This is a genomic window from Nocardioides sp. NPDC054178 (assembly GCF_055585005.1).
Genome location: NZ_JBVJKY010000001.1, coordinates 766385 through 788779, shown reverse-complemented (window position 1 = coordinate 788779; position 22395 = coordinate 766385). Strand labels below are relative to the sequence as shown.

General features: G+C 69.7%; 20 protein-coding genes and 1 tRNA gene. 11 read left to right on the top strand and 10 right to left on the bottom strand.

Annotation, left to right across the window (positions count from 1 at the left end; all coding sequences use genetic code 11):
• Positions 1 to 47: 47 nt before the first annotated feature.
• Positions 48 to 236 (bottom strand): hypothetical protein, encoded by a 189-nt coding sequence (locus ACZ6WN_RS03830; protein ID WP_465862798.1) that lies wholly within the window; start codon positions 234 to 236, stop codon positions 48 to 50.
• Positions 236 to 2287, bottom strand: coding sequence for an LCP family protein (locus tag ACZ6WN_RS03825; protein WP_465862797.1), 2052 nt, complete (start codon positions 2285 to 2287; stop codon positions 236 to 238). Before ACZ6WN_RS03825 ends, ACZ6WN_RS03830 begins: the two co-directional genes overlap by 1 nt.
• A 203-nt stretch (positions 2288 to 2490) precedes the next feature.
• Here ACZ6WN_RS03825 and ACZ6WN_RS03820 point away from each other — a divergent pair.
• A tRNA-Arg gene (locus ACZ6WN_RS03820) sits at positions 2491 to 2566 on the top strand.
• 15 nt (positions 2567 to 2581) lie between these two features.
• On the opposite strand, the gene ACZ6WN_RS03815 is transcribed toward ACZ6WN_RS03820, so the two are convergent.
• Positions 2582 to 3772 (bottom strand): saccharopine dehydrogenase family protein, encoded by a 1191-nt coding sequence (locus ACZ6WN_RS03815; RefSeq protein WP_465862796.1) that lies wholly within the window; start codon positions 3770 to 3772, stop codon positions 2582 to 2584.
• 176 nt (positions 3773 to 3948) lie between these two features.
• Here ACZ6WN_RS03815 and ACZ6WN_RS03810 point away from each other — a divergent pair, with 176 nt between their 5' ends.
• Genes ACZ6WN_RS03810 through ACZ6WN_RS03800 form a run of 3 tightly spaced genes read left to right on the top strand, consistent with a single transcriptional unit; the run spans position 3949 to position 5898 of the window.
• Positions 3949 to 4710, top strand: coding sequence for a response regulator (locus tag ACZ6WN_RS03810; RefSeq protein ID WP_465862795.1), 762 nt, complete (start codon positions 3949 to 3951; stop codon positions 4708 to 4710).
• 31 nt (positions 4711 to 4741) lie between these two features.
• On the top strand, positions 4742 to 5008 hold the full coding sequence (locus ACZ6WN_RS03805; protein ID WP_091044268.1) for a DUF2277 domain-containing protein: 267 nt from the start codon (positions 4742 to 4744) through the stop codon (positions 5006 to 5008).
• Positions 5008 to 5898: a Sir2 family NAD-dependent protein deacetylase gene (locus tag ACZ6WN_RS03800; RefSeq protein ID WP_465862794.1), complete on the top strand. Its 891-nt coding sequence runs from the start codon at positions 5008 to 5010 to the stop codon at positions 5896 to 5898. Before ACZ6WN_RS03805 ends, ACZ6WN_RS03800 begins: the two co-directional genes overlap by 1 nt.
• On the opposite strand, the gene ACZ6WN_RS03795 is transcribed toward ACZ6WN_RS03800, so the two are convergent.
• From ACZ6WN_RS03795 to ACZ6WN_RS03765, 7 genes are all read right to left on the bottom strand, one after another.
• On the bottom strand, positions 5884 to 6153 hold the full coding sequence (locus tag ACZ6WN_RS03795; RefSeq protein ID WP_378817131.1) for a hypothetical protein: 270 nt from the start codon (positions 6151 to 6153) through the stop codon (positions 5884 to 5886). The two genes, ACZ6WN_RS03800 and ACZ6WN_RS03795, sit on opposite strands and share 15 nt — an antisense overlap.
• 228 nt (positions 6154 to 6381) lie before the next feature.
• Positions 6382 to 7068 (bottom strand): metal-dependent transcriptional regulator, encoded by a 687-nt coding sequence (locus tag ACZ6WN_RS03790; protein ID WP_357336983.1) that lies wholly within the window; start codon positions 7066 to 7068, stop codon positions 6382 to 6384.
• 101 nt (positions 7069 to 7169) lie between these two features.
• Positions 7170 to 7661, bottom strand: a complete 492-nt coding sequence (locus ACZ6WN_RS03785; RefSeq protein WP_465862792.1) for a MarR family winged helix-turn-helix transcriptional regulator — start codon at positions 7659 to 7661, stop codon at positions 7170 to 7172.
• Between the two features lie 5 nt (positions 7662 to 7666).
• On the bottom strand, positions 7667 to 9292 hold the full coding sequence (locus ACZ6WN_RS03780) for an MDR family MFS transporter (RefSeq protein WP_465862791.1): 1626 nt from the start codon (positions 9290 to 9292) through the stop codon (positions 7667 to 7669).
• Between the two features lie 332 nt (positions 9293 to 9624).
• Positions 9625 to 11625: an ABC transporter ATP-binding protein gene (locus ACZ6WN_RS03775; RefSeq protein ID WP_465862789.1), complete on the bottom strand. Its 2001-nt coding sequence runs from the start codon at positions 11623 to 11625 to the stop codon at positions 9625 to 9627.
• A complete protein-coding gene (locus ACZ6WN_RS03770) occupies positions 11622 to 13370 on the bottom strand; it encodes an ABC transporter ATP-binding protein (protein WP_465862787.1) in 1749 nt (582 codons plus the stop codon). Before ACZ6WN_RS03770 ends, ACZ6WN_RS03775 begins: the two co-directional genes overlap by 4 nt.
• Positions 13371 to 14030 (bottom strand): TetR/AcrR family transcriptional regulator, encoded by a 660-nt coding sequence (locus ACZ6WN_RS03765; protein WP_465862786.1) that lies wholly within the window; start codon positions 14028 to 14030, stop codon positions 13371 to 13373. It abuts the gene before it with no gap.
• 180 nt (positions 14031 to 14210) lie between these two features.
• On the opposite strand from ACZ6WN_RS03765, the gene ACZ6WN_RS03760 reads away from it, so the two are divergent.
• The 7 genes from ACZ6WN_RS03760 to ACZ6WN_RS03730 all read left to right on the top strand — a co-directional run bounded on the left by ACZ6WN_RS03760 (position 14211) and on the right by ACZ6WN_RS03730 (position 22392).
• Positions 14211 to 15920, top strand: coding sequence for a S8 family peptidase (locus ACZ6WN_RS03760; RefSeq protein ID WP_465862785.1), 1710 nt, complete (start codon positions 14211 to 14213; stop codon positions 15918 to 15920).
• Positions 15921 to 15994: 74 nt separating this feature from the next.
• Positions 15995 to 16618 (top strand): nicotinamide riboside transporter PnuC, encoded by a 624-nt coding sequence (gene pnuC / locus ACZ6WN_RS03755; RefSeq protein ID WP_465862784.1) that lies wholly within the window; start codon positions 15995 to 15997, stop codon positions 16616 to 16618.
• Positions 16611 to 17645: an AAA family ATPase gene (locus ACZ6WN_RS03750; RefSeq protein WP_465862783.1), complete on the top strand. Its 1035-nt coding sequence runs from the start codon at positions 16611 to 16613 to the stop codon at positions 17643 to 17645. Before pnuC ends, ACZ6WN_RS03750 begins: the two co-directional genes overlap by 8 nt.
• On the top strand, positions 17642 to 19219 hold the full coding sequence (locus tag ACZ6WN_RS03745) for a MoxR family ATPase (protein ID WP_465862782.1): 1578 nt from the start codon (positions 17642 to 17644) through the stop codon (positions 19217 to 19219). Before ACZ6WN_RS03750 ends, ACZ6WN_RS03745 begins: the two co-directional genes overlap by 4 nt.
• Entirely contained in the window at positions 19216 to 19902 is a 687-nt protein-coding gene (locus ACZ6WN_RS03740; protein WP_465862781.1) for a hypothetical protein, read from the top strand. The genes ACZ6WN_RS03745 and ACZ6WN_RS03740 overlap by 4 nt, the downstream gene beginning before the upstream one ends.
• Complete coding sequence (locus tag ACZ6WN_RS03735) at positions 19899 to 21779, top strand: hypothetical protein (RefSeq protein ID WP_465862780.1); 1881 nt, start codon at positions 19899 to 19901, stop codon at positions 21777 to 21779. Before ACZ6WN_RS03740 ends, ACZ6WN_RS03735 begins: the two co-directional genes overlap by 4 nt.
• Positions 21772 to 22392: a hypothetical protein gene (locus ACZ6WN_RS03730; protein ID WP_465862779.1), complete on the top strand. Its 621-nt coding sequence runs from the start codon at positions 21772 to 21774 to the stop codon at positions 22390 to 22392. The genes ACZ6WN_RS03735 and ACZ6WN_RS03730 overlap by 8 nt, the downstream gene beginning before the upstream one ends.
• The last annotated feature ends 3 nt before the right edge of the window (positions 22393 to 22395 follow it).

Genomic DNA, 22395 nt, shown 5'->3' with positions numbered 1-22395 from the left:
GCGCCAGAACACGGATTGCCTCGGGCTCCGCTTCGACAGGTGCCGTCTCACCCACCGTGATGAGGCGGCACCTGCGATTTCAGCCAGCGGTCCGACGCCGACTCCTCAGACTCCTCCGACGGCTCCCGCTCGTCACTGGTCGTCTCCGGGAGCACGTCACCGAAGATCCGCGCCAGCCTCTGCTTGCGTTTCCACTCCGGCTCCTTGGGCGCTTCGGGTTCTTCGGAGTCGGCCATCAGCACAGCCCCGCGCGCTCGCGCTCAGCCTTCGCCTGCTCGGCGATCTCGGCCAATTCTTCCTCGGTCGCTCCGCTGCTGGCGTTGCCGGACGCGTCGCCCGAGGCGTCGCCCGACGAGGCATCGTCGGAGGGCGCCGAACCAGCGGTCTCGCCGTCGGTGCCCTCACCCGAGTCGCCGGACTTCTTCTTATCCTTGTCGCCCGCGGCCTGCCCAGCGTCCAATGACCCGGCCGCAATCTTCTTGGTCAGCGGCTTGTCGTTCGCAATGGCCTTCCAGACGTTCTTGGCCTTCTCAGGGTCGAGGACGACTCGGTTCTCGTTCTGCGGGTCCGTCGCCACGGGGATGGTGAGGAACTTGATGTTCTCCATCCCGATGCTCTGGAAGCCGGCACCGATCTTGGCCATCGTGTCGAGGTTGTCCTTGAGGCCCTCGTCCATGGTGAGGCCCTTCGTCGCCGCATTCAGGAAGCCGAGGACCTTCGTCGGACTCGACAAGGTGTCGCCGGAGAGCAGCTTCGCCGCCATCGAGCCGATGAACGCCTGCTGACGCTTCGCCCGCAACAGGTCGCTCCCGTCACCGAAGACGTGGCGCATGCGAACGTACTGGAGCGCTTCCTTGCCGTTCAACGTCTGAGGGCCGGCCTCGAACTTCGCGCCGGTGTAGCTGTCATCGACTGCTTCCGGAAGGCACACGTCGACGCCGTCGATCGCATCGACCATTCCCTTGAAGCTTCCGAAGTCGACGACGACCAGATGGTTGATGGTGATGTCGCACTTCTCACCGCACATCTCGGTGGCCACCGACTCCACCTGCTCCACAGTGCAGGTCGGACCTGCGGTGGCGTACGCAGCGTTCCACTGCACATAGTCAGCAGGGGCGGTCTTCCCGTCCTCCGTCTTGCAGGAGGGGCGGCTGACCATCGTGTCGCGTGGGATGGAGACGCCGTAGGCGAACTCACGGTTCGCGGAAAGGTGCAACAGGATGGTGGTGTCCGAGCCGCCACCGCTCTCGCCGTCGAGGCCGCAACCCTTGCAGTCGCGGCTGTCAGATCCCATCACCAGGATGTTGATCGGTTCCTTCGGGCCGACATCAGCAGCCTCTTCGCCAAGACTGACGGTGCTGATGTTCGACCGCAGGTGCCGATAGGTGTAGACGGTGAACAGCCCGACGATCAGCGCCAGCACGAGCAGTGTCGAGCTGAGCACCTGCCACACGCTGATCCGCGGCTTGTCGCGATCCTCGCGCTCGTCGTCCGGGTAGGGGGCGTAGGGCTCGTCGTAGCCGCCCTGGGGCGGATAGTCGTCGTAGGACTCGTCGTCGTAGCCGGACGCGTACGCAGCGCCGCGGCGCCCCGGCGCGGGGTAGGCCTCGTGGCGGGCTTCGTGCAGCTCATCGCGTGAGGACGTACGACCTCGGGGCCGGTCGGCCGGATCAGGCCGGGGCGCGACCGTGGTCGCGCCGGGGTCGTTCCAGTCGAACTCGCGGGCGGCCGGCGGAGCGAGCTGCTGATCGGGGGCCTGGGGCACGGGAGGAGCCGGGTGAGGATCCTGGCGATACCACTCCGGCACCGGCGCGATCGCGGTCTCCTCGGGCGCGGGGGCCGGCGGCGGAGGTATTCGGCGCGCGGGGCGCGGGGCTTCGCGCAGCGGTGGGGCCACGGCGGTCTCGTCCGGGGCGTTCCACTCCTGAGGGACGGGCGGGGCGGGCGTCGGCCCCGAGGTGCCTCGGCCCAACGCCTGGTAGCGCTCGGCCCGGGTCGGCTCCCGCCGCACCGGCTCCGCGCGCAGCGGCTCGACGGCGGGAGGCTCAGGCTGCTCCTGACGCGCAGGACGCGCAGCCCGACGGCCACCCCCCGAGGATCCCGGCCCCGGAGGCGGCGGCGACACGAACTCCGACTGCGGACGGGCGGCCCGCCGTCCACCACCGGGCTCCGCCGACGGCTGGTCGGTCGGTACGTCGGCGACCCGAGCACCACGGCCGCCGCGAGTCGCCCCGGGCTCGTCGCTCGCAGGCTCGTCGGCGCCGTACATCCACTCGAATCCGGACACGCCGGGGCCTGAGTCCGCACCCCCACGTCGGGGAGGCATGGAGGCGTCAGGCATAGGTCACCGTCACTCGTCGCTTGTCATTGGGGGGATTCGGGTTGAGTCGACGGTGACTCAACCTACGCGAGGGCCCCAAGTTTGACCCCTGACCGCATCGAACCCCAAACCGTAGTATCACCCGTCAGCATGGCAAGATATCCGCGAATGCCCCAGTAGCTCAGTGGATAGAGCAGCCGCCTCCTAAGCGAAAGGTCGCAAGTTCGACTCTTGCCTGGGGCACCAGTTCCAGATATTTCCCTATGAGACCGCGCCCTGCGATGCGCCGATGACCTCGAATCGGATGCCCGCGGCCTGGAGCCGGTCGAGGAGCGCGTCGCCCATCGCGACCGCGGTGGTCACCGACCCGGAGGTCTCGGGGAGCGTGTCGAAGGCGAGGCACAGCGCCGACTCGGCGAGCATCTTCGCCGTCTCGGTGTAGCCGGGGTCGCCTCCGGACACCTTGGTGCGGATCGTCCGGCCGTCGGTCTCGGCGACGAAGTCGACGGTGAACCAGGACTTCTCACGGCGGCTCTCGGAGGGGCCGGTGCCCTGCTTGAACCGCTCACCGAGCTTGGCCCGCAGCGGCGGCACCTGCATCGCGAGGGCGAGACCGCCCACACCGACCGCGCCGCCGACGGCGTACCTCAGGGTCTTCGTCCCGGCGTAGTGCGAGTAGGTGAAGGCCGGGCCGTACGCCTCCAGGGACCGGCCGGAGCGGGCGACGATGAACGGGTCGATGGTCGGCAGCGGCAGCAGCCAGAGGCCGAGCTCGCGGTTGCGACCCAACGCGGGCTTCGCCGGTCGAGACGTACGTCCCTCCGGCCGCACCTCGAGCGCCCGACGCTCGCGCGCCGCCGCTGCCATCTCCCGGGGACGCGACATCTGCCCCAGCGCCGAGTGGAAGGTGCCGCCGGAGAAGGTGGCGTTGGAGCGGACGACGCCCTTCATGGTGAGCGGTCCGGTGATCTCCCCGCGGGCGGCGAGCTCGCGCACCGTGTAGAAGGCACCGAGGTCGTGCGGGATCGAGTCGAACCCGCAGGCGTGCACGATCCGGGCGCCGTTGGCGCGGGCGACGGCGTCGTACTTCACGAACATCCGGTCGACGAACTCGGGCTCTCCGGTGAGGTCGACGTAGTCGGTGCCGGCCTCGGCGCAGGCCTTGACGAGCGGCTCGCCGAACTCCAGGAAGGGCCCGACCGTGGTGATCACGACCCGCGCCCGAGCCGCCAGCGCGGCCAGCGACGAGGCATCGTGCACGTCGGCCTGGAGGAGCTCGACGTCGGCGGAGCCGAGGGAGTCGCGCACCGCCTCGAGGCGCGACAGCGATCGGCCCGCGAGCGCCCACCGCAGTCCCGCGGGCGCGTTCTCGGCGAGGTATCCGGCCACCAGACCGCCCGTGAATCCGGTCGCGCCGAACAGGACGATGTCGAGATCGCGAGATGACGTCATGACCGCTACCTTTCCAGAAGCAACGAAATCCGAGACGGCACGGGTCTTTCAGTGATCAAATGTTGCATCAATAGGGATACTCTTGAGCGGTTTCTTTCGGTGAATCGGCATATGAGTGAACGACCAGGCACCATCCCCAACAACGAGATGAGTGAGACGAGCCTGTGGGCGACGCGGTGATCAGCGTTCTGCTGGCCGACGGTCATGACGTTGTGCGGGTCGGCGTGCGCACGGTCCTGTCGCCCGAACCCGACATCGAGGTCGTCGGTGAGGCCCGCACCGCCGCCGAGGCGCGCCCGCTGATCGCGACGCTCCGTCCTGACGTACTCATCCTCGACGCTCGCCTGCCCGACGCCTCCGGCGTGGCGCTGTGCCGCGAGGCGCTGGCGCTGAAGAGCGACATCCGCTGCATGATCCTGGCCACCGACGCCGACGACGAGGTGATGAGCCAGGCGATCATGGCCGGGGCGGCCGGTTACGTGCTCAAGCAGATCGAGGCGACGAGCCTGGTCTCCGGCGTACGCCTCGTGGCCAGCGGCCACACCCTCTTCGACCCCGAGGCCGCGGCCAAGGTGGTCCACAACGTCGAGGCGCGCCGCCGGATGCACGAGGTGGTCGCCGACCTGACGCCGCAGCAGCGCCGGATCCTGGTCCTGCTCGCCGAGGGGATCTCCAACCGGCAGATCGCCGATCGCCTGGTGCTGGCGGAGAAGACCGTGAAGAACCACATCACCGGTCTGCTCGCCAAGCTCGGCGTCAGCCACCGCACCCAGGCGGCCCTGATGGCGAGCCAGCTGCTCGAGGACGGCGTCGTGCCGCGGCCGGCTCCGCCGGCCGACGACGCGAGGCGGACGAAGGGCACCGCACCCAACGGCGGACCGATCCCCCCGCACCCGCGCGGCCAGTCCCCCTCCCACACCCCTGGCCGGTCCCGCTGACGGTCGCCTCGATCCAGGTACCGTGGAAGGCATGTGCCGCAACATCCGCCCGCTCCACAACTTCGAGCCGCCCGCCACCAACGACGAGGTCGCCGCTGCCGCCCTGCAGTTCGTACGCAAGGTGAGCGGCACCACCAAGCCTTCTGCCGCCAACCAGGAGGCCTTCGACCACGCCGTCGCCGAGATCGCCCACATCACCCGGCATCTCCTCGACGACCTGGTCACCAACGCCCCCAAGAAGAACCGTGAGGTCGAGGCCGCCAAGCGCAAGGCTCGCGCCGAGGCGAGGTACGCCTGATGACCCTCGCCCCCGGGGCGACAACGGACGAGACGTACGCCGCGGCCCTGGCCCTCCTCCAGGACCGGCGCCTCGTGGTGCTGACCGGGGCCGGCGTCTCGACCGACTCGGGCATCCCCGACTACCGCAGCCCGGGCAGCCCGTCGCGGCAGCCGATGACGTACCAGCAGTTCATCTCGGGCCCGCAGGAGCGGCAGCGCTACTGGGCGCGCAGCCACCTCGGCTGGCGGCGGATGGGCAGCGCGGTGCCGAACGCCGGTCACCGGGCGCTGGCCGCGATCGACCCGGAGCTGCTGATCACCCAGAACGTCGACGGTCTGCACGAGCAGGCGGCACCGACGCTGGCGAGCAGCGGCCGGATCGTCACGCTGCACGGGCGGGTCGCCGACGTGATCTGTCTGTCCTGCCGCACGGTGAGCCCGCGGCGCGACCTCCAGGTGCGGATGGAGACGCTCAACGCGGGCTGGGCCGAGGCGCACGCGGACGTGGAGACCCGGCCCGACGGTGACGTCGCGCTCGAGGAGACGCAGGACTTCGTCGTGCCCGACTGCGAGATCTGCGGCGGCATCCTCAAACCGGACGTCGTCTTCTTCGGGGAGAACGTCCCCAAGGACCGGGTCGCCCGGTGCATGGCGGCCGTCGACGCGCTCGCCGGCACGGAAGGCTCTGAGCCCCGCGGCGAGCGGCACGAGGGGAAGGGCGTGCTGCTCGTCGCGGGCTCGAGTCTGGCGGTGATGAGCGGCTATCGGTTCGTGCGCAGAGCGGCGAAGGCCCAGATCCCGGTCGTCATCGTGAACCGCGGCGCCACCAGGGGTGACGAGGAGGCTGCGTACAAGCTGGAGGTCGGGACCACCGAGTTTCTCACGGCCTTGGCCTCACGCCGAGCGTGACTGGAACGGCAGGTCGGCCATGCGCCCGGCGGCCTCGTCGACGGAGAGTCTGGCTCCGATGAAGAAGTGGTAGACCGGGCCTTCGTCGATCAGCAGCACCTTGGCGCTGTGGTAGTCGCCACCGAGGTCGGTGAGCACGATCTCCTCGCCGCGCTCGAGGTGACGGGTCAGGCCGGTGTCGGTGTGGTGGACGGCGACTGGGCGGAACGTCTCATCCAGCTCGCGACCGCGAGCGGGCAGATGAACGACCTCCATAGAGCTCTCCCCTCCGGAGACCCCCGCAAGTCTCGACATGACAACTGCTGAAGGTCTCCCTCCCGCAGGCCTTGCACGTCAAACATAAGCATCGATGACGTAATCGGTCCAGAGTCATGTGCCAGATTCTGCCGACGTCGAGAGAATTTCACCCACGGTTGCAAAAGTGGGCGCCGCGTTGCCACATCGACGACGACTCGTGGAGCCGATCGGCGACGTATCTGCGGGTCAGAGGGCCTTGACGAAGATATGGTCCGCGGCCTCGGGGATGATCTCCGCGGTCTCCCCACCGGAGCCGAGCAGGACCCCGTCGGGGGTCGCCTTGATGGCGACGGTCTGGTCCGGGGTCGCGCCGACCCGGCGCAGGGCGCTCATCAGCGACTCGTCCTTCTGCATCTCCTCGGAGATGCGGCGCACCAGGACGGTGGCGCGCTCGGAGCCCGCCGCCGCCGTGAGCGACTGGACGCCGGCCATGAAGTCCTCGTCGGCGGGCTTGCCGCCGAGCTCGTCGAGACCGGGGATCGGGTTGCCGTAGGGGGACTCGGTCGGGTCACCGAGCAGGTCGAGCAGTCGCTTCTCCACGGTGTCCGACATGACGTGCTCCCAGCGGCACGCCTCCTCGTGGACGAGCTCCCAGTCGAGGCCGATGACGTCGGTGAGCAGCCGCTCGGCGAGGCGGTGCTTGCGCATCACCCGGGTGGCCAGGCGAAGACCCTCGTCGGTCAGCTGCAGATGCCGGTCACCCTCGACGGTGAGCAGACCGTCGCGCTCCATCCGGGCGACGGTCTGGGAGACCGTGGGGCCGGACTGGTGCAGACGCTCGGCGATGCGGGCGCGCAGCGGAACGATTCCCTCTTCGACCAGCTCGTAGATGGTGCGGAGGTACATCTCGGTGGTATCGATGAGATCGCTCACGGGCTAATCCTACATCCTTGAATCAGTCAGAAAAACCGAACCCAGCAGGGTGTGTCCCGAGCGAAGTCGGCCTGCAGGAGAGATCATCGCTGCGCGATCCCCTAGGAGCCCTGGCGTTCTAGGGCTTCGTTGTATCTGGAAAGCATAGCGCTGAGCCGGTCGATGTCGTCGGGACTCCAGTCGGCCAGCCGGTCGTTGAAACGTACGCGACGCTCCCGGGTCACCCGGTCGAGCCCGTCCCGGGCCTCGGCCGTCACCGAGACCAGGCTGGCGCGCCCGTCCTCGGGGTCGGGGTGACGCTCGAGCAGGCCCAGGTCGATCATGGCCTGCACCATCCGGCTGACCGCTCCCTTGTCGATCCCGAGCCCGTCGACCAGCGCGGAGGCGCGCACCGGACCACGCTCGGCGATCCAGGTCAGCATCATGTAGCCGCCGGGCGGAAGGTCCGGGTGGAGCATCCGGCCGCGTGCCTTCATGGCCCGCTTGGCCCTCCACACGAGCACACCGACCTCGGACTCGAGCCGGCTGAGCGACTCGGCGCGAGGGCCGTCGTCGAGCTGCTCGCCCCGGGCGGCGTCGTCCATGGCTGTCATCCCTGTCATCTCCGGCCCGCTCCCCCCGCCTCGAGCTCCGCGGCGACCTCAGGAGCGATCTCATCGTCGGCGAGGTCCTTGATCGTAGTCTTGAGCGGGACCTCCTTGATACCCAGGATCGCCACCAGCGCGATGACCGCGCACGGGATGGCCACCAGGAAGAGATCGGCGGTGGCGACGGCGAAGGCGTGCTCGTAGAGGGCCTGCATCGCGCTCGGCATGCTCGCCGGGTCGGCGAGCCCGCCGCTCTGCAGGCTCTGGAGCTCCTCGGGGGTGACCTTTCCGCTGGCCACCAGCGCGGGGATGCCGTCGGTGATGACGTCCTCGACCCGGTGGGAGAGCACCGCACCGAGCGCGGCGATGCCCATCGAGCCGCCCATCGACCGGAAGAAGGCGACGACCGAGGAGCCCGCACCCATGTCCTTGTTGTCGAGGTTGTTCTGCACCGCGAGGACGAGGTTCTGGTTGGTGGCGCCGACGCCGAGCCCGACGACGGCCATGAAGGCGCCGACCAGGGCGAGGTTGGTGTGCTCGTCGATCGTGCTGAGCAGGTAGAGCCCGATCGGCAGCATGATGCCGCCGAAGACCAGGTAGCGCTTCCAGCGTCCGGTGGAGCTGATCAGGCGGCCGGTGACCATGCCCGCACCGGAGAGCCCGAGCACCATGCAGATCGACATCAGGCCGGCGTGGGTCGGCGTCATCCCGCGAGCGGTCTGGAAGTACTGCTGCAGGTAGACCGTCGCGCCGAACATCCCGGCACCGACGAAGAACGAGGCGAGGGTGGAGAGGATCATCGTGCGGTCGCGGAAGAGACGCAGCGGGATGATCGGCTCCTTGGCGAACCTGCCCTCGACCAGGATCGCGAGGGCCAGCACGACGACGCTGCCGGCGACCAGGGCGTACGACATCGGCGAGGTCCACGCGAAGGAGTCGCCGCCGAGGGTGACCCAGATCAGCAGCGTGGAGACGCCGGCGACCAGCAGGAACGCGCCGAGGTAGTCGATGCTGACCTCGCGGCGTACGTGCGGGAGGTGCAGGGTCTTCTGCAGCAGGACGAAGGCGACCACCGCGAACGGCACGCCGACGTAGAAGACGCCCGGCCAGCCGACCGGGGAGTCGACGATCACGCCGCCCACGAGCGGGCCGATGACGGTGGCGAGCGCGAAGACGGCACCGATGTAGCCGGAGTAGCGGCCGCGCTCACGTGGGGAGACGATCATCGCGATGATCACCTGGATCAGCGCGACGATGCCGCCCATGCCGAGGCCGGCGATGACACGACCAGTGATGATCACGGGCATCGACGGGGCCAGCCCGCAGATCGCCGAGCCGACGATGAAGAGGCCGAGCGCGACCTGGACCAGGACCTTCTTGTTGTAGAGGTCGGCGAGCTTGCCCCAGATCGGCGTGGTCGCGGTCATCGCCAGCATGCTCGAGACGACGATCCAGGTGTAGCCGCCCTGGGTGCCGTCGAGGTCGGTGACGATCCGCGGCAGCGCGTTGGCGACCGAGGTGCTGGACAGCATGGCGACGAAGAGCGCCATCAGAAGGCCCGAGAGGACCTCCATGATCTGACGGTGGGTCATCTGCGGCGCCGCGACGGCCTGCGAGGACTGCTGGGACTCTGACAAGTGTGGACTCGGCTCTCACGTGAAACTGGTTGAATATCGTCAACCAATGTACGTCGGTTTAGTTGTTAAACACAACTTGTCGCGGGTGCCGGGCCGCTGTCCGAAAACGGGGCGACCCGCAGGCGGGCCAGGTGGCCGACCCGGTGGATGAGTCCGGTACGCCTGCGGGTCGGGTGGCTGCCGTTGGATTGCCAGCTCCCCATCCATGGTTGGAGGGCTGCTAGCGAGCAGCCACCTCACGCATCCAATCGTTCTTCATCTGATCGGATCACCTCCTTTCCCGTGTGCCTCAACGGTAGACGTCGGGGCGGGCAGGGTTCAAAGGGTTTATCTCATGCCGTCGCGGGCTCCTCCTCGACGACCGGGTGGCTGAACTGCGACTGATAGAGCTCGGCGTACGCCCCGTCGGCCTCGAGCAGCTCGGCGTGGTTGCCCTGCTCGACGATCGCGCCGTCGCGCATGACCAGGATCAGGTCCGCGTCGCGGATCGTGGAGAGCCGGTGGGCGATCACGAAGGACGTACGGTCCGAGCGCAGCGCCGCCATGGCGTGCTGCAGGAGCAGCTCGGTGCGGGTGTCGACCGAGGAGGTGGCCTCGTCGAGGATCAGCAGCGAGGGCTCGGCGAGGAAGGCCCGCGCGATGGTGACCAGCTGCCGCTCGCCCGCCGAGAGGTTGCCGCCCTGGTCGGTGATCAGGGTGTCGTAGCCGTCGGGGAGCGAGTGCACGAACCTGTCGACGTACGTCGCCCGGGCCGCCTCGAGGAGCTCCTCCTCGGTCGCGTCCGGTCGGCCGTAGCGGATGTTGTCGCGGATCGTGCCCTCGAAGAGCCAGGTGTCCTGGAGGACCATGCCGGTGCGTTCGCGCAGGTCGGACCGCGGGATCGAGGCGATGTCGACGCCGTCGAGGGTGATCCGGCCGCCGTCGAGCTCGTAGAACCTCATGATCAGGTTGACCAGGGTGGTCTTGCCGGCCCCGGTGGGACCGACGATCGCGACGGTCTGCCCCGGACGAGCCACCAGGGAGAGATCCTGGATGAGGGGCTTGTCCTTGTCGTAGGAGAAGCTCACGTGCTCGAAGCGGACCTCGCCGGCGCCGTCGGCGCCCATGCGCGGGGCATCGGCCTCGGCCGACTCCTCTTCGGCGTCGAGGAGCTCGAAGACGCGCTCGGCCGAGGCCACGCCCGACTGGAGCAGGTTCATCATCGAGGCCAGGGTGGTGATGGGCTGGGTGAACTGGCGCGAGTACTGGATGAAGGCCTGCAGCTCCCCCAGGCTCAGCGCTCCGCTGGCGACGCGGAGCGACCCGACCACGCAGACCACCACGAACATCAGGTTGCCCACGAACATCATCAGCGGCATCAGGATCCCGCTGATGAACTGGGCCTTGAAGGACGCCGCGAAGAGCTTGTCGTTCTCCTCCGCGAAGGTCTTCTCGACCTCCTCCTGACGCCCGAAGACCTTGACCAGGTCATGACCGGAGAAGGTCTCCTCGATGTGACCGTTGAGCTTGCCGGTGTGACGCCACTGGGCCACGAACTGGCCCTGCGACCGCTTCATCACCGCGCTGGTCACCACCAGCGAGACCGGCACCGCGAGCAGCGCGATCAGGGCCAGCACCGGGCTGATCCAGAACATCATGAACAAGACGGTGACCAGCGTGAACAGAGCGGTCAGCACCTGGCTGAAGGTCTGCTGCAGGGTCTGGCTGATGTTGTCGATGTCGTTGGTGACCCGGCTGAGCAGCTCGCCTCGCGGCTGCTTGTCGAAGTAGGACAGCGGGACGCTGTGGACCTTCTTCTCGACATCCTCGCGCAGGCCCTTCACGGTGCCCTGGACGACGGAGTTGAGGATCCAGCCCTGGACGAACGAGAGCAGCGAGGCGACCAGATAGACCACGAGCACGACGAGCAGCGCGCTGCGCAGGGCGTCGAAGTCGACCCCCTGGCCCGGGGTGACGTAGTCCATCCCGGAGAGCATGTCGGCGAGCTTGTCGTCACCCTGGGCGCGCAGGCCCTCGACGGCCTCCTCCTGGGTGACCCCCGCCGGCAGCTGCCGGGAGAAGACACCACCGAAGATGATGTTGGTCGCCTTGCCCAGCAGCCACGGTCCCAGCGACATCAGGGTGACGCTGATCGCGGCCAGGCCGATCGTGGCGAAGGCGTGGATCCGGTAGGGCGCCATCCTCCTCAGGAGACGTTTCGCCGAGGGGACGAAGTTCATCGCCTTGTCCCCCACCGCGCCGCCCGCGCCCATCGGGCCGGGGCCGCCCTGGGGACGTACGATCCGCTCGGTCTTCTTCATCTGGCCGTTCTGGCCGGCCTTCTGGTCGCTCATGCCGCGGCCTCCTCTGCGCTGAGCTGGGAGGAGACGATCTCCTGGTAGGTCGCGTTGCCGGCGAGGAGCTCCTCGTGGGTGCCCTCGCCGACGATGGCGCCGTCCTCGAGCACGAGGATCTTGTCGGCGTCGCGGATGGTGGAGACGCGCTGGGCGACCACGATGACCGTGGCGTTGCGGGTCTCGGGGGCGAGCGCGGCGCGGAGCCGGGCGTCGGTGGCGACGTCGAGCGCCGAGAAGGAGTCGTCGAACAGGTAGATGTCAGGACGACGCACCAGCGCGCGGGCGATCGCGAGGCGTTGCCGCTGGCCACCGGAGACGTTGGTGCCGCCCTGGTCGATCTCGGCGTCGAGGCCGGTGCCGTCCTCCGGGGCCATCCGCTCCACGAAGTCCCTTGCCTGGGCGACGTCCAGCGCGTGCCAGAGCTCCTCGTCGGTGGCGTCCGGCTTGCCGTGGAGCAGGTTGGAGCGGATGGTGCCGGTGAAGAGGAAGGCCTTCTGCGGGACCAGCCCGAGAGAGCTGCGCAGGGTGGCGGGGTCGAGGTCGCGTACGTCGATCCCACCGACGCGGACGACGCCGGCCGTCGCGTCGAAGAGCCGCGGGATGAGACCCAGGAGGGTCGTCTTGCCGGCGCCGGTGGAGCCGATGATGGCGACGGTCTGCCCGGGCCGGGCCTCGAAGGTGAGGTCGTGGAGGACGGGGTGGTCCGCGCCGGGGTAGGTGAAGCCGGCGCCGGTCAGGTCGACGTACCCGTGCCGGGAGATCTCGGTGACCCCCGCCGCCGGTGGGATCACGCTGGTCTCGGTGTCGAGGACCTCGGCGATCCGGTCGGCGCAGACGGCGGCGCGCGGCACCTGCATCAGCATGAAGGTGCCCATCATGATCGACATCAGGATCTGCATCAGGTACTGCAGGAAGGCGGTCAGCGGGCCGACCTGCATCAACCCGTCGTCGACCCGGATGCCGCCGAACCAGATCACCGCGACGCTGGCGACGTTGATGACCAGCATCATCAGCGGGAACATCGTCGACATCCAGCGCCCGGCCCGCAGCGCGACGTCGGTGAGCTCGTCGTTGGCCTGCGCGAAGCGCTCGGTCTCCTGACGCTCGCGGACGAACGCGCGGATCACCCGGATGCCGGTGATCTGCTCGCGCAGGATGCGGTTGACCGCGTCGATCCGCTCCTGCACCTTGCGGAAGTTGGGGACCATGCCGCGCACGACCACGGTCATGGAGATGAGCAGCACCGGGATGACGACCGCGAGCAGCCAGGAGAGCCCGGCGTCCACGCGGATCGCCATCGCGACACCGCCGACCATCATCATCGGCACCATCACCGCGAGGGTGCAGGTGAGCACGGCGAGCATCTGGACCTGCTGGACGTCGTTCGTGGTCCGGGTGATCAGCGACGGGGCGCCGAAGCGGCCGACCTCGCGAGCGCTGAAGGAGCCGACCTTCGCGAAGATCGCCGCCCGCAGGTCGCGGCCGAAGCTCATCGAGCTGCGGGCGGCGAAGTAGACGCTGACGATCGAGGCGAGGATCTGCACGAGCGCGACACCGAGCATGATCGCGCCGATCTTGAGGATGTAAGCGGTGTCGCCCTCGGCCACGCCCTTGTCGATGATGTCGGCGTTCAGGCTGGGCAGCAGCATGAAGGCCGAGGTCGAGAAGAGCTGCAGGATCGCGATGACGACCAGGAATCTCTTGTACGGGAGCAGGTAGTCCCGCAGGAGTCGGAGAAGCATTCAGTCATTCCCTCTGGTCAGGCTGTGCTCGATGGGGCTGTGCTCGACAAGAATCCCGCCGAGCAGCACGTCGATGACGTCCTCGCTGCTCAACGGCTGGTTCGTTCGGTTCAGACCGGGGAGCCAGGCCCCGATCGTGAGGCTGCGCAGCACCTGCGCGGCCTTGCGCGGCGGCAGCCGCAGCTCGTTCTCGTGCGGCTCGAAGACGAGCCTCGTCAGGTTGTCGATGAGGGCCTTGTTGGCCTCGACCAGGAACGTCGGCGGACCGGGCGGATGACGTACGCCCTCGGGGTCCGGCTCCTCCATCACGGCCGAGCGCACCGCCATCATCACGAGGAGGCCGCGCTGCGACGTCGCGGCGAGCAGGTCGATGACGGCACGGAGCTTGTCCTCGATGTCGGCCTTGCCCTCGACCACCTCCGCCATGGAGTCGCCGCCCCTGGCCGGGTCGAAGACGTTCTCGGCCACGGCCCGGTAGAGCTCCCGCTTGTCGCGGAAGTGCCGGAAGATCGTGCCTTCGGCGACTCCGGCCGCCTCGGCGATGAGCCTGGTCGTCGTCGCCGTGCCGTGCTCGATCAGCAGCGTCTCGGTCGCCGCGATGATCGCGGCGCGCCGGTCGGCTGCGGGAATCGGCTTGGCCCGGGTGCGTCGTTCGTCCACGTCGGTCAGTGTAAGTGAGTGAGCACTCACTCACAAACCTAATTATGGGTGGATGCTGCTCCCAAACCCTGTTCGACCAGATGCCGACTAGGGCATGCTGGGGCGCACTGTCGAGCCGACAAGGGCCACGGCAGGGGTGGTCCCGACAATCTCGACCACCGAATCGGGAATGGAGACAGCATGCGTAGGTTGTTGACAGGCGCGGCCGCCGTCGCGCTGGGGGTCACCGGCACCCTCGTCATGGCGAACTCGGGCAACGCCACCTCCGACCAGGAGGTCCGCTATGTCGTGGCATATGCCGAGGGATCCTCGGCCGCCAGCGCCCGTGCCGCGGTGAAGGCCGCGGGGGGCGAGATCGTCTCGGAGAACAGTGACATCGGAGTCGCGACGGTCACCGCAGGTGAGGACTTCGCCGAGGCGGCCAACGCCTCGAGTGCCCTCGTCGGCGCGGCCCAGGACAGGATCGTGGGCGCCACGACCCCTGACGCGGCGAGCAAGGCCCGCAAGCAGGACGTGTCGAAGGTCGAGACCGAGTTCCGCGGCAGCAAGGGCACCGCGCCCAAGGCGCCGAAGCCCAAGGGCAAGACCGAGCCGCTCTCCGGTCTGCAGTGGGACATGGACCAGATCGACGCCGCGGCGGCCAACAAGACCGAGCGCGGCAAGGGTGTCCGCGTCGGCATCCTGGACACCGGTGTCGACGGGTCGCACCCCGACATCGCGCCCAACTTCGACGCGAGGCTGAGCCGCAACTTCACCACCGACATCCCGGTCGACGCCAACGGCGCCACGGTCGACGGTCCGTGCGAGGACGAGCCCGACGCCTCCTGTGAGGACGCGGCCGACGTCGACGAGAACGGCCACGGCACCCACGTCGCCTCGACCATCGCCTCGCCGGTCAACGGCATCGGCATCTCCGGTGTCGCCCCGCAGGCCGACATCGTCAACCTGCGCGCCGGCCAGGACTCCGGCTACTTCTTCCTGCAGCCGTCCGTCGACGCGCTGACCTACGCCGGCCGCAACGGCATCGACGTGGTCAACATGAGCTACTACGTCGACCCGTGGCTGTTCAACTGCACCAACCACCCGGCCGACTCCCCCGCGGACCAGGCCGAGCAGGTCACGATCATCACCGCGATGCAGCGTGCCCTCGACTACGCCCGCGGCCACGGCGTGACCCTGGTCGCCGCCGCCGGCAACCAGGCGATCGACTACACCAAGCCGCAGACCGACGCGAGCAGCCCCGACTACGCCAGCGAGCCCGGCGAGGCCGCCTACGTCCGTGACCTGCTCGACCCGGAGTCGTGCGTCTCGATGCCCACCGAGGGCAACGGGGTCATCGCGGTCAGCGCCACCGGTCCGTCCGAGCGCAAGTCCTACTACTCCAGCTACGGCAACGGCTTCGTCGACGTCGCGGCGCCTGGTGGGGATGCGTACGACACGGCCGACGGCACGCGCGACTACGCCGCCACCATCCTGGCCGCCTACCCCTACGACCTGGGCGTGGCCGAGGGTGCGATCGACCCGGCGACCGGCGAGGTCCTGGTGCCGTGGGCGGTCGCGGACTGCTCCAGCGGCGAGTGCTCCTACTACCAGTACCTGCAGGGCACCTCGATGGCCTCCCCGCACGCCGCTGGTGTGGCCGCGCTGATCGTCGGCAAGTACGGACACCACGACCGCTCCGGCAAGACCCTCTCGCCGCGTACGGTCGAGAAGATCCTGCGCAAGTCGGCCACCGACAAGGCCTGCCCGGTGCCGGCCGACTTCACCTACGTACGCCACCTGCCCAACGGCACGACGGCCACCTCCACCCACACCTGTGAGGGTGGCGACGCGCCGAACGGCTTCTACGGCAGCGGCATCGTGAACGCCAAGGCGGCGGTCGGTCGCTGACCTCGTCCCACCTGCGAGGGGCCCGGATGCTCAACCCGAGCATCCGGGCCCTTCCCGTCCTTTAAGGTTCGGCCATGCAGAGTTGGTGGGTGGCGCACTGGGTCGAGATCGCGGGGGTCGTCACCGGGGCGGCGTGCGTGATCCTGGCGGCGCGGCGGAGCATGTGGACCTATCCGGTCGGGATCGCGAACACCGCGCTCTACCTGGTCGTCTTCGCCGAGAGCGCGCTCTACGCCGACGCGGCGCTGCAGATCATGTTCATGGTGCTCTCGGTGACCGGCTGGGTCGACTGGTCGCTGGCCCGGCGACGCGAGTCGGAGGCGCTGCTGCGCCGCGACGAGGCGTTCGTCGGGACCGCCTCGGCCCGTACGCTGCTGCTCCTGGCGCTGGGGTTCGTGGTGGCGCTGGCGGCGATCGCGTACGTCCTGCACGCCTTCACCGACTCCACGACCGAGCTGCCCGACGCCTCGGTGACCGCGGGCAGCGTGATCGCGCAGATCATGCTCAACCGGCGCTGGTGGCAGAGCTGGCTGGTCTGGCTGGCCGTCGATGTCGTCTCCGTCGGCCTGTACGCCTCCAAGGGGCTGTGGCCGACCGCGGTGCTCTATCTCGGCTTCTGCGGGATCGTCCTGGTCGCGCTGCGGGACTGGCGCCGGGTGCTGGTCGCGCCGCGTGAGCCGGAGGTCGTCGGTGTCTGACAAGATCTACCGGCACGGTCTGGTGCTCGGGAAGTTCTACCCGTTCCACGCCGGCCACCAGGCGCTCATCCGCGCGGCCCTGCGGGCGTGCGACCGGGTCACCGTCGAGCTCCTCGGCTCGCAGGTGGAGACCATCCCGCTCGAGGTGCGCGCGGAGTGGCTGCGCGAGGAGCACCCGACCGCGCACGTGGTGGCCGCGATGGACGAGGCCCGGGTCGACTTCGACGACCCGGCCGCCTGGGACGAGCACATGGTCGTGATCTCGGACCTGCTCCCGGCGCCGGTCGACGCGGTCTTTTCCGCCGACGCCTACGGCGAGGAGCTCGCCCGGCGGCTGGACGCGACCTGGGTCCAGGTCGACCCTGGGCGAGCGTTCAACTCCGTGTCCGGGACGGCGATCCGTCGCGACCCGACCGCCCACTGGGCCGAGCTGCCGGCGCCGGTCCGCGCCTGGCTCACCGAGCGGGTCGTGGTGCTCGGCGCGGAGTCGACCGGCACCACGACGCTGGCTTCGAAACTGGCGGTCGAGCTGGGCACTCACTGCGTCCCGGAATACGGAAGGCTCTGGTCGGAGCTCCGCCCCGGCGGCCTGTTCACCCCGTGGCGCAGCGACGAGTTCGACCTGATCGTGGACCGGCAGATCGGCTGGGAGGACGCCGCCCGGCGCCGAGTGCCGAGGCCGGTCCTGGTCTGCGACACCGACGTGCTGGCGACGACGCTGTGGCACGAGCGCTACGTCGGCCCGACCCCTGCCCACCTGGTCGACCGCGCCGCGCAGCACCGGCCGGTCGCCTATGTCCTGACCGGCGACGAGATCCCGTTCGTGCAGGATGGGATGCGCGACGGTGAGCACGTCCGGCACCGGATGCAGGAGCGGTTCCGCGAGGTGCTGGTCGAGCAGCCGGTGCCGTGGGTCGAGGTCCGCGGCAGCGTGGCCGAGCGGCTCGCCACGACCAAGGACTTCCTCGAGCCGCTCCTGGGGCGAGGCAACCGGATCGGCCCGTCACTGGAGGAGCTGGGTAGATGAGCGAGCGTCACAGCGATCGATGGCAGAAGACGTCGGCCTCGCCGACCGTGCCTCACGTCCAGCACGGCGGGCCGCGCGACGGGCTCACCGCCGCCGACCTCTTCCGGTCCCCGGACGAGACCGTGGCGCTGGACGAGAAGCTGCGGCGGACGTACTTCTGGCTGGTCAACAAGGCGGTGATCTCGCCGTTCTACGACGTCGAGTTCGATGCCGCGAAGGCCAACCGGTTCCCGCTCGGCGACGCCGGCGCGGAGATCACGCTGCCGACCCAGCCGGCCTACTCCTCCAACGTGCTGCTGCCGCTGCTCACCTTCGCGGTCGGCGGGAAGTGTCTGATGGTCGGTGGGCCGGGGCGCGGGAAGACGACGCTCGCGGTGCTGATGGGGGTGCTGTCCGGGGAGACCCCGCAGGACGTACGCCGCCACCTGCAGCAGGGGCAGCCGCAGCTGACCGTCTCGGACCTGGTCGGGCTGCCGCTGCCGCGCGACCTCGTCGCCGCGGGCTCGCTGGCGGAGATCACGATCGCCTGGAAGTCGTGGCTGACCAGGTGCGTCAAGATCGTCGACGAGTACAACCGCATCCCCACCAAGACCCAGTCCGCGCTGCTCACGATGGTCGCCGAGGGCTATGTGGAGAGCCACGACCAGCTGCGCCGGACCGCGCCGGAGGCGGGCGTGGAGAGCTGGTTCTTCACCGCCAACGACGACGCCGGCGGTGGCACCTTCCAGGTCATCCAGGCCCTCAAGGACCGGCTCGACATCACCGTGCAGGCCTTCGGCTTCAACGGCCGCTTCTTCGACGAGCTGGTCACCCGGGTCGAGGCCGGTGAGCGGCCGGAGGAGCACGTGCCGTCCTCGCTGGTCTTCTCCGCCGACGAGCAGACCACGATGCTGGCCGCGATCCGGGCGGTGCCGCTGCCCGCGGACGTACGCCGGAGGCTGGAGTACTTCACGGGGCAGTTCGAGTTCGTCCAGCACGGCGGGCGCCGCTTCGAGTACCGCACCAAGGACGTCGTGGCCACCGCCGGCGGCGACGTGAGCGCGGTCATCGACGCCAACTCCGGCGCCGACCTGGTCGTCGACCTGGGCGCCCAGACGCTCAACGGCCTCTCCGTGCGGGCCCTGCAGACCCTGATCCTGTACGCCAAGGCGTCGGCGTGGTTCCGCGGCGCCTCGACCGTCGGGCTCGACGACGTGCGCGCGATGGTGCCGTTCGTGCTCCGCGGGAAGCTGCTGCCCAACCCGCAGCACCCGCGCTTCGAGGCCGGCGACAAGGAGCTCGCCCACGACCCGGCATCCTGGCTCCTCGACCTCTTCGACACCGCGATGAAGCAGTTCGTCGCGCTCGGCCTCGACGGCTCCGACCCGGTCGGCGACCTGCTCGCCGAGCTCGGCGGCGGCCTGGACGGGCTCGACCGGCTGACCGTCTCGCAGCGGCTGACCCGGATCGAGTCGGAGGTCGGCCGGATCTCCAAGGTCGGCAAGATCTACGGTCGCGACTACGACGACCTGGTCGCGCTGAAGTATCTCCACCAGCGCTACTCCAACTACCTCCACTGGCTGGAGGGCTCATGATCCGACGTCCTGGACACTCGGTGAACGCCTCGGTCCGGCTCGGTGCGGCGTCGTTGCCGGCCGTGCCAGGTCTCGATCTCGATCTCGCTGCCGCGAACGTCGCTCGCTGGGGCGGAGATCAGGGCCTGTACGCCGCCTTCCTGGCCGCCGGGCTGGCGGCTCCATCTGCGAATGCTCACCGAGCTACCTCGGTGAACGATCCGGCGACCCTCCAGGATCTCGCCGCAGTCGCGGCGTGGCGAGCAGGCGTGATCGGGCTGCGTACGGACGCGCTCCGCGCGGTCGCCGACCTCGCGGACGCCGGGCTGACCGACGCGGTCGGCGCGACGCTCGGGATGCCGGGCACCGAGGTGGCCGGGTTCGTCGAGGGGCAGCGTACGGACCGGTTCTTCTGGCCCGCCTGGCAGAACCTCGGGAGGGCCTATCTCCTGGCCAGGATCGGTGGGTTCGCGGGGCTCGGCGGGCCGTGGCTGGCGCACCCGGGTGACGTGATCACGGCGGGTGAGGGGCGGTGGCTGGTCGAGGTCGGCGAGGAGCTGTGGCAGGTCGACGCCGACCTGTTCGGCCACTCGGTCTCCCTGGCCGGCGAGGAGCCTGCGGATTCCGGCACCGGCACCGCCGGGGTCCGGGTGGTCAGCGTGTCCACGTCCTACCTGCTCGAGGTCGTGCGGGAGGCCGCATGAGAGCGCCGACCGCGGCCGAGCGCGAGGCCTGGGACGAGGCCCTGGACCTGTGGGGCGTGGACCTTCACGACCCGGTCGTGCACACCCGCTCCGACGAGGGCAGCTTCGCCTGGTTCGGGTTTCCGCCGGAGGTCAACGTCGATCCCGGCGAGCTCGCCCGCCACGGCGGAGAAGGCCATCTGACCAGCGTCTTCGCCCACGAGATCGGCCACCACGTGCTCTCCCCGAGCACCCGGGTCGACTCCCTGAAGATCCGTCAGCAGATGGCGCGGGTGATCGATCTCTACGACCGGCAGCACCGCCTCGACCTGGCCGCCGCGAGCGGGTTCTGCGCCAACCTGTGGTCCGACATGCTGATCAACGACCGGGTGGTGCAGCTGCAGCGCGCCCGGCTCGCTCCGGACGACACCCCCGACATGGTGCTGCTCACTCGGGCCCTCGCCGCACCCGCGCTGGCCAAGGGGCTGCGCGGCGCCGACGACAACGTGCTGTGGTGGGTGGTGCAGCGGGCCTACGAGCTGCTCTGGCGGCTCCCCGAGGGCTCGCTCGCGTGGCCCGAGCCGCCGATGGGATGGAGAGCGGCCTACGAGCAGGAGATCCACCGCCTCCGGCAGCAGGTCCAGAACCAACGTCGCAAGCGCTTGCCCAAGGAGCGCGCGGACCGGTGGCGAGCTCAGCGCGAGGTGGAGCAGCGGGCGCGTGATCTCGCCGACCTCGAGTACGACCCGCGAGCAGGGCTCGACCCGGCTCATGACGCGACGACGGTGGCCGACGTGGTGCGTACGCTCGCCGCCGACCCGGTCAGTGGCGCGGTGCCGTGGGCGATGGTGATGGTGCCCTACCTGCTGCTCGGCTTCCAGGGGACCGGATGTCACGAGGACTCACCGGGCGCGCCCAGCGCGGCCGAGCTCGCCGGGGCGATCGGCGACCCGCGGCTGCAGAAGCCGCTGGTCCACCCGGATGACGCCGAGGTGGTCGTCGCCGAAGGCGACGCCAGCGGCGGTTCCGACGGCAGCGGGCAGGCCCTCGGGCTGGCCCGGACGCTGGAGCTGATGGCCGGCGCCGACCCGAACGCGGTGATGGCGGCCTGGTACGAGGCCGAGGCCCGTCCGCACGTCGCTCCCCTGGTGCAGCGCGGGCTCGCTCCCGCCGGCCCGGCGATCCCCGGTCCGCTCGAGGAGTGGGAGCTCGGCGACGACCTGGCCGAGCTGGACTGGCCGGCGACGCTCACCACGGGTGCGGTGTTCGTGCCGGGAGTGACCACCCGGCGGCGTACGTTCATCGCGGACGAGCCCGAGACCGCGGTCGAGCCGGTGCTGCTCGACCTCTACCTCGACTCCTCGGGTTCCATGACGCACCCGCAGCGCGGTTCGGCCGCGATCGTCGCCGGGACGATCCTGTCCCTCTCGGTGCTGCGCGGCGGCGGACGCGTGCGGGTCACCTCGTGGAGCTCGGCCGGCCAGGTCGCCGGCGACAGCACCTACACCCGCGACCGGGTCGAGATCATGCGCCAGCTGACCACCTTCTTCGGCGGCGGCACGACCTTTCCCCTGGACCTCCTGCGTGCCCGCTACCCCGATGTCCCACGGCCGAAGGACGGGCAGCGGCACCTCGTCGTCCTCTCCGACGCCGGGCTCGACACGTTCCTGGGCCGCGGCCAGGAGGAGTACGCCGACGTCGCCCCCGCGGTGCGGCGCGTGATCGACACCGGGTCGCTGATGATCATCGGACACTGGCGCGGGCAGTCGCGCGAGCAGGCCGAGCGGCTCGGCTACGACGTCGCCGAGATCCCGGACGTGGCTCAGGCGCCCGCGGCGTGCGCGGCGCTCGCCGCCCGGATCGCCACCTACAACCCCCAAGGAGCGACCCGTGGCTGACGAGGAGCTGTTCGAGGCCTGGCTCGACGAGGAGCTCGACGACGCCTGGAGCGGGTTGGCCCCCGGGCCGTCGGTCGACGAGGTGATGGCCCGGATCTCGACGACCCCGTCGTGGTTCCTCGACGACGCCGTCGACATCGTCGCGCTGGCCGGGGACGTGCTCGACACCTCCGAGGGACGGTTCCTCGCGGCCACCCGTCGGGTGGCCGCGACCGGGAAGACGGTGGCGCGTCAGGGAGCCGGGGTCGTCCTGTGGCTGGTCGCCTCGCAGGAGCTGGCCGGACCGTTCTCGACCGCGCTGCGCGAGGACCGCTTCGACCGGGCGCTGGTGACCCTGTCGATGCGCCTGGCCGCGGTCGTCGACCCGTCACGGTGGGTCGAGGAGGCCGAGCGGCGCGAGGAGGCGGCGCGGACCTTCCTGCTGTGGAACGGGCAGCTGCCCGCCCGCGAGGACGAGCGCAACGCCCGGGCCCTGCTGTCCCGCCTCGACTCCGCGGCCCGCGCCGAGGCGCTCGAGCGGGCCCGGCGCGACCGGGAGCACCGCGCCGAGATCCGGCGACGACTGGAGGACGCGCGAGCGCGTGAGGCCGCGAGCCGTTACAGCCCGGAGTGAGAC

Coding starts and splice junctions, on each gene's coding strand:
- pnuC (WP_465862784.1), top strand. CDS start 15,995: ATGCAGAGTTGGTGGGTGGCGCACTGGGTCGAGATCGCGGGGGTCGTC.
- ACZ6WN_RS03775 (WP_465862789.1), bottom strand. CDS start 11,625: ATGAGCGACCAGAAGGCCGGCCAGAACGGCCAGATGAAGAAGACCGAG.
- ACZ6WN_RS03830 (WP_465862798.1), bottom strand. CDS start 236: ATGGCCGACTCCGAAGAACCCGAAGCGCCCAAGGAGCCGGAGTGGAAA.
- ACZ6WN_RS03795 (WP_378817131.1), bottom strand. CDS start 6,153: ATGGAGGTCGTTCATCTGCCCGCTCGCGGTCGCGAGCTGGATGAGACG.
- ACZ6WN_RS03740 (WP_465862781.1), top strand. CDS start 19,216: ATGATCCGACGTCCTGGACACTCGGTGAACGCCTCGGTCCGGCTCGGT.
- ACZ6WN_RS03805 (WP_091044268.1), top strand. CDS start 4,742: ATGTGCCGCAACATCCGCCCGCTCCACAACTTCGAGCCGCCCGCCACC.
- ACZ6WN_RS03745 (WP_465862782.1), top strand. CDS start 17,642: ATGAGCGAGCGTCACAGCGATCGATGGCAGAAGACGTCGGCCTCGCCG.
- ACZ6WN_RS03760 (WP_465862785.1), top strand. CDS start 14,211: ATGCGTAGGTTGTTGACAGGCGCGGCCGCCGTCGCGCTGGGGGTCACC.
- ACZ6WN_RS03785 (WP_465862792.1), bottom strand. CDS start 7,661: ATGACAGCCATGGACGACGCCGCCCGGGGCGAGCAGCTCGACGACGGC.
- ACZ6WN_RS03735 (WP_465862780.1), top strand. CDS start 19,899: ATGAGAGCGCCGACCGCGGCCGAGCGCGAGGCCTGGGACGAGGCCCTG.
- ACZ6WN_RS03815 (WP_465862796.1), bottom strand. CDS start 3,772: ATGACGTCATCTCGCGATCTCGACATCGTCCTGTTCGGCGCGACCGGA.
- ACZ6WN_RS03800 (WP_465862794.1), top strand. CDS start 5,008: ATGACCCTCGCCCCCGGGGCGACAACGGACGAGACGTACGCCGCGGCC.
- ACZ6WN_RS03770 (WP_465862787.1), bottom strand. CDS start 13,370: ATGCTTCTCCGACTCCTGCGGGACTACCTGCTCCCGTACAAGAGATTC.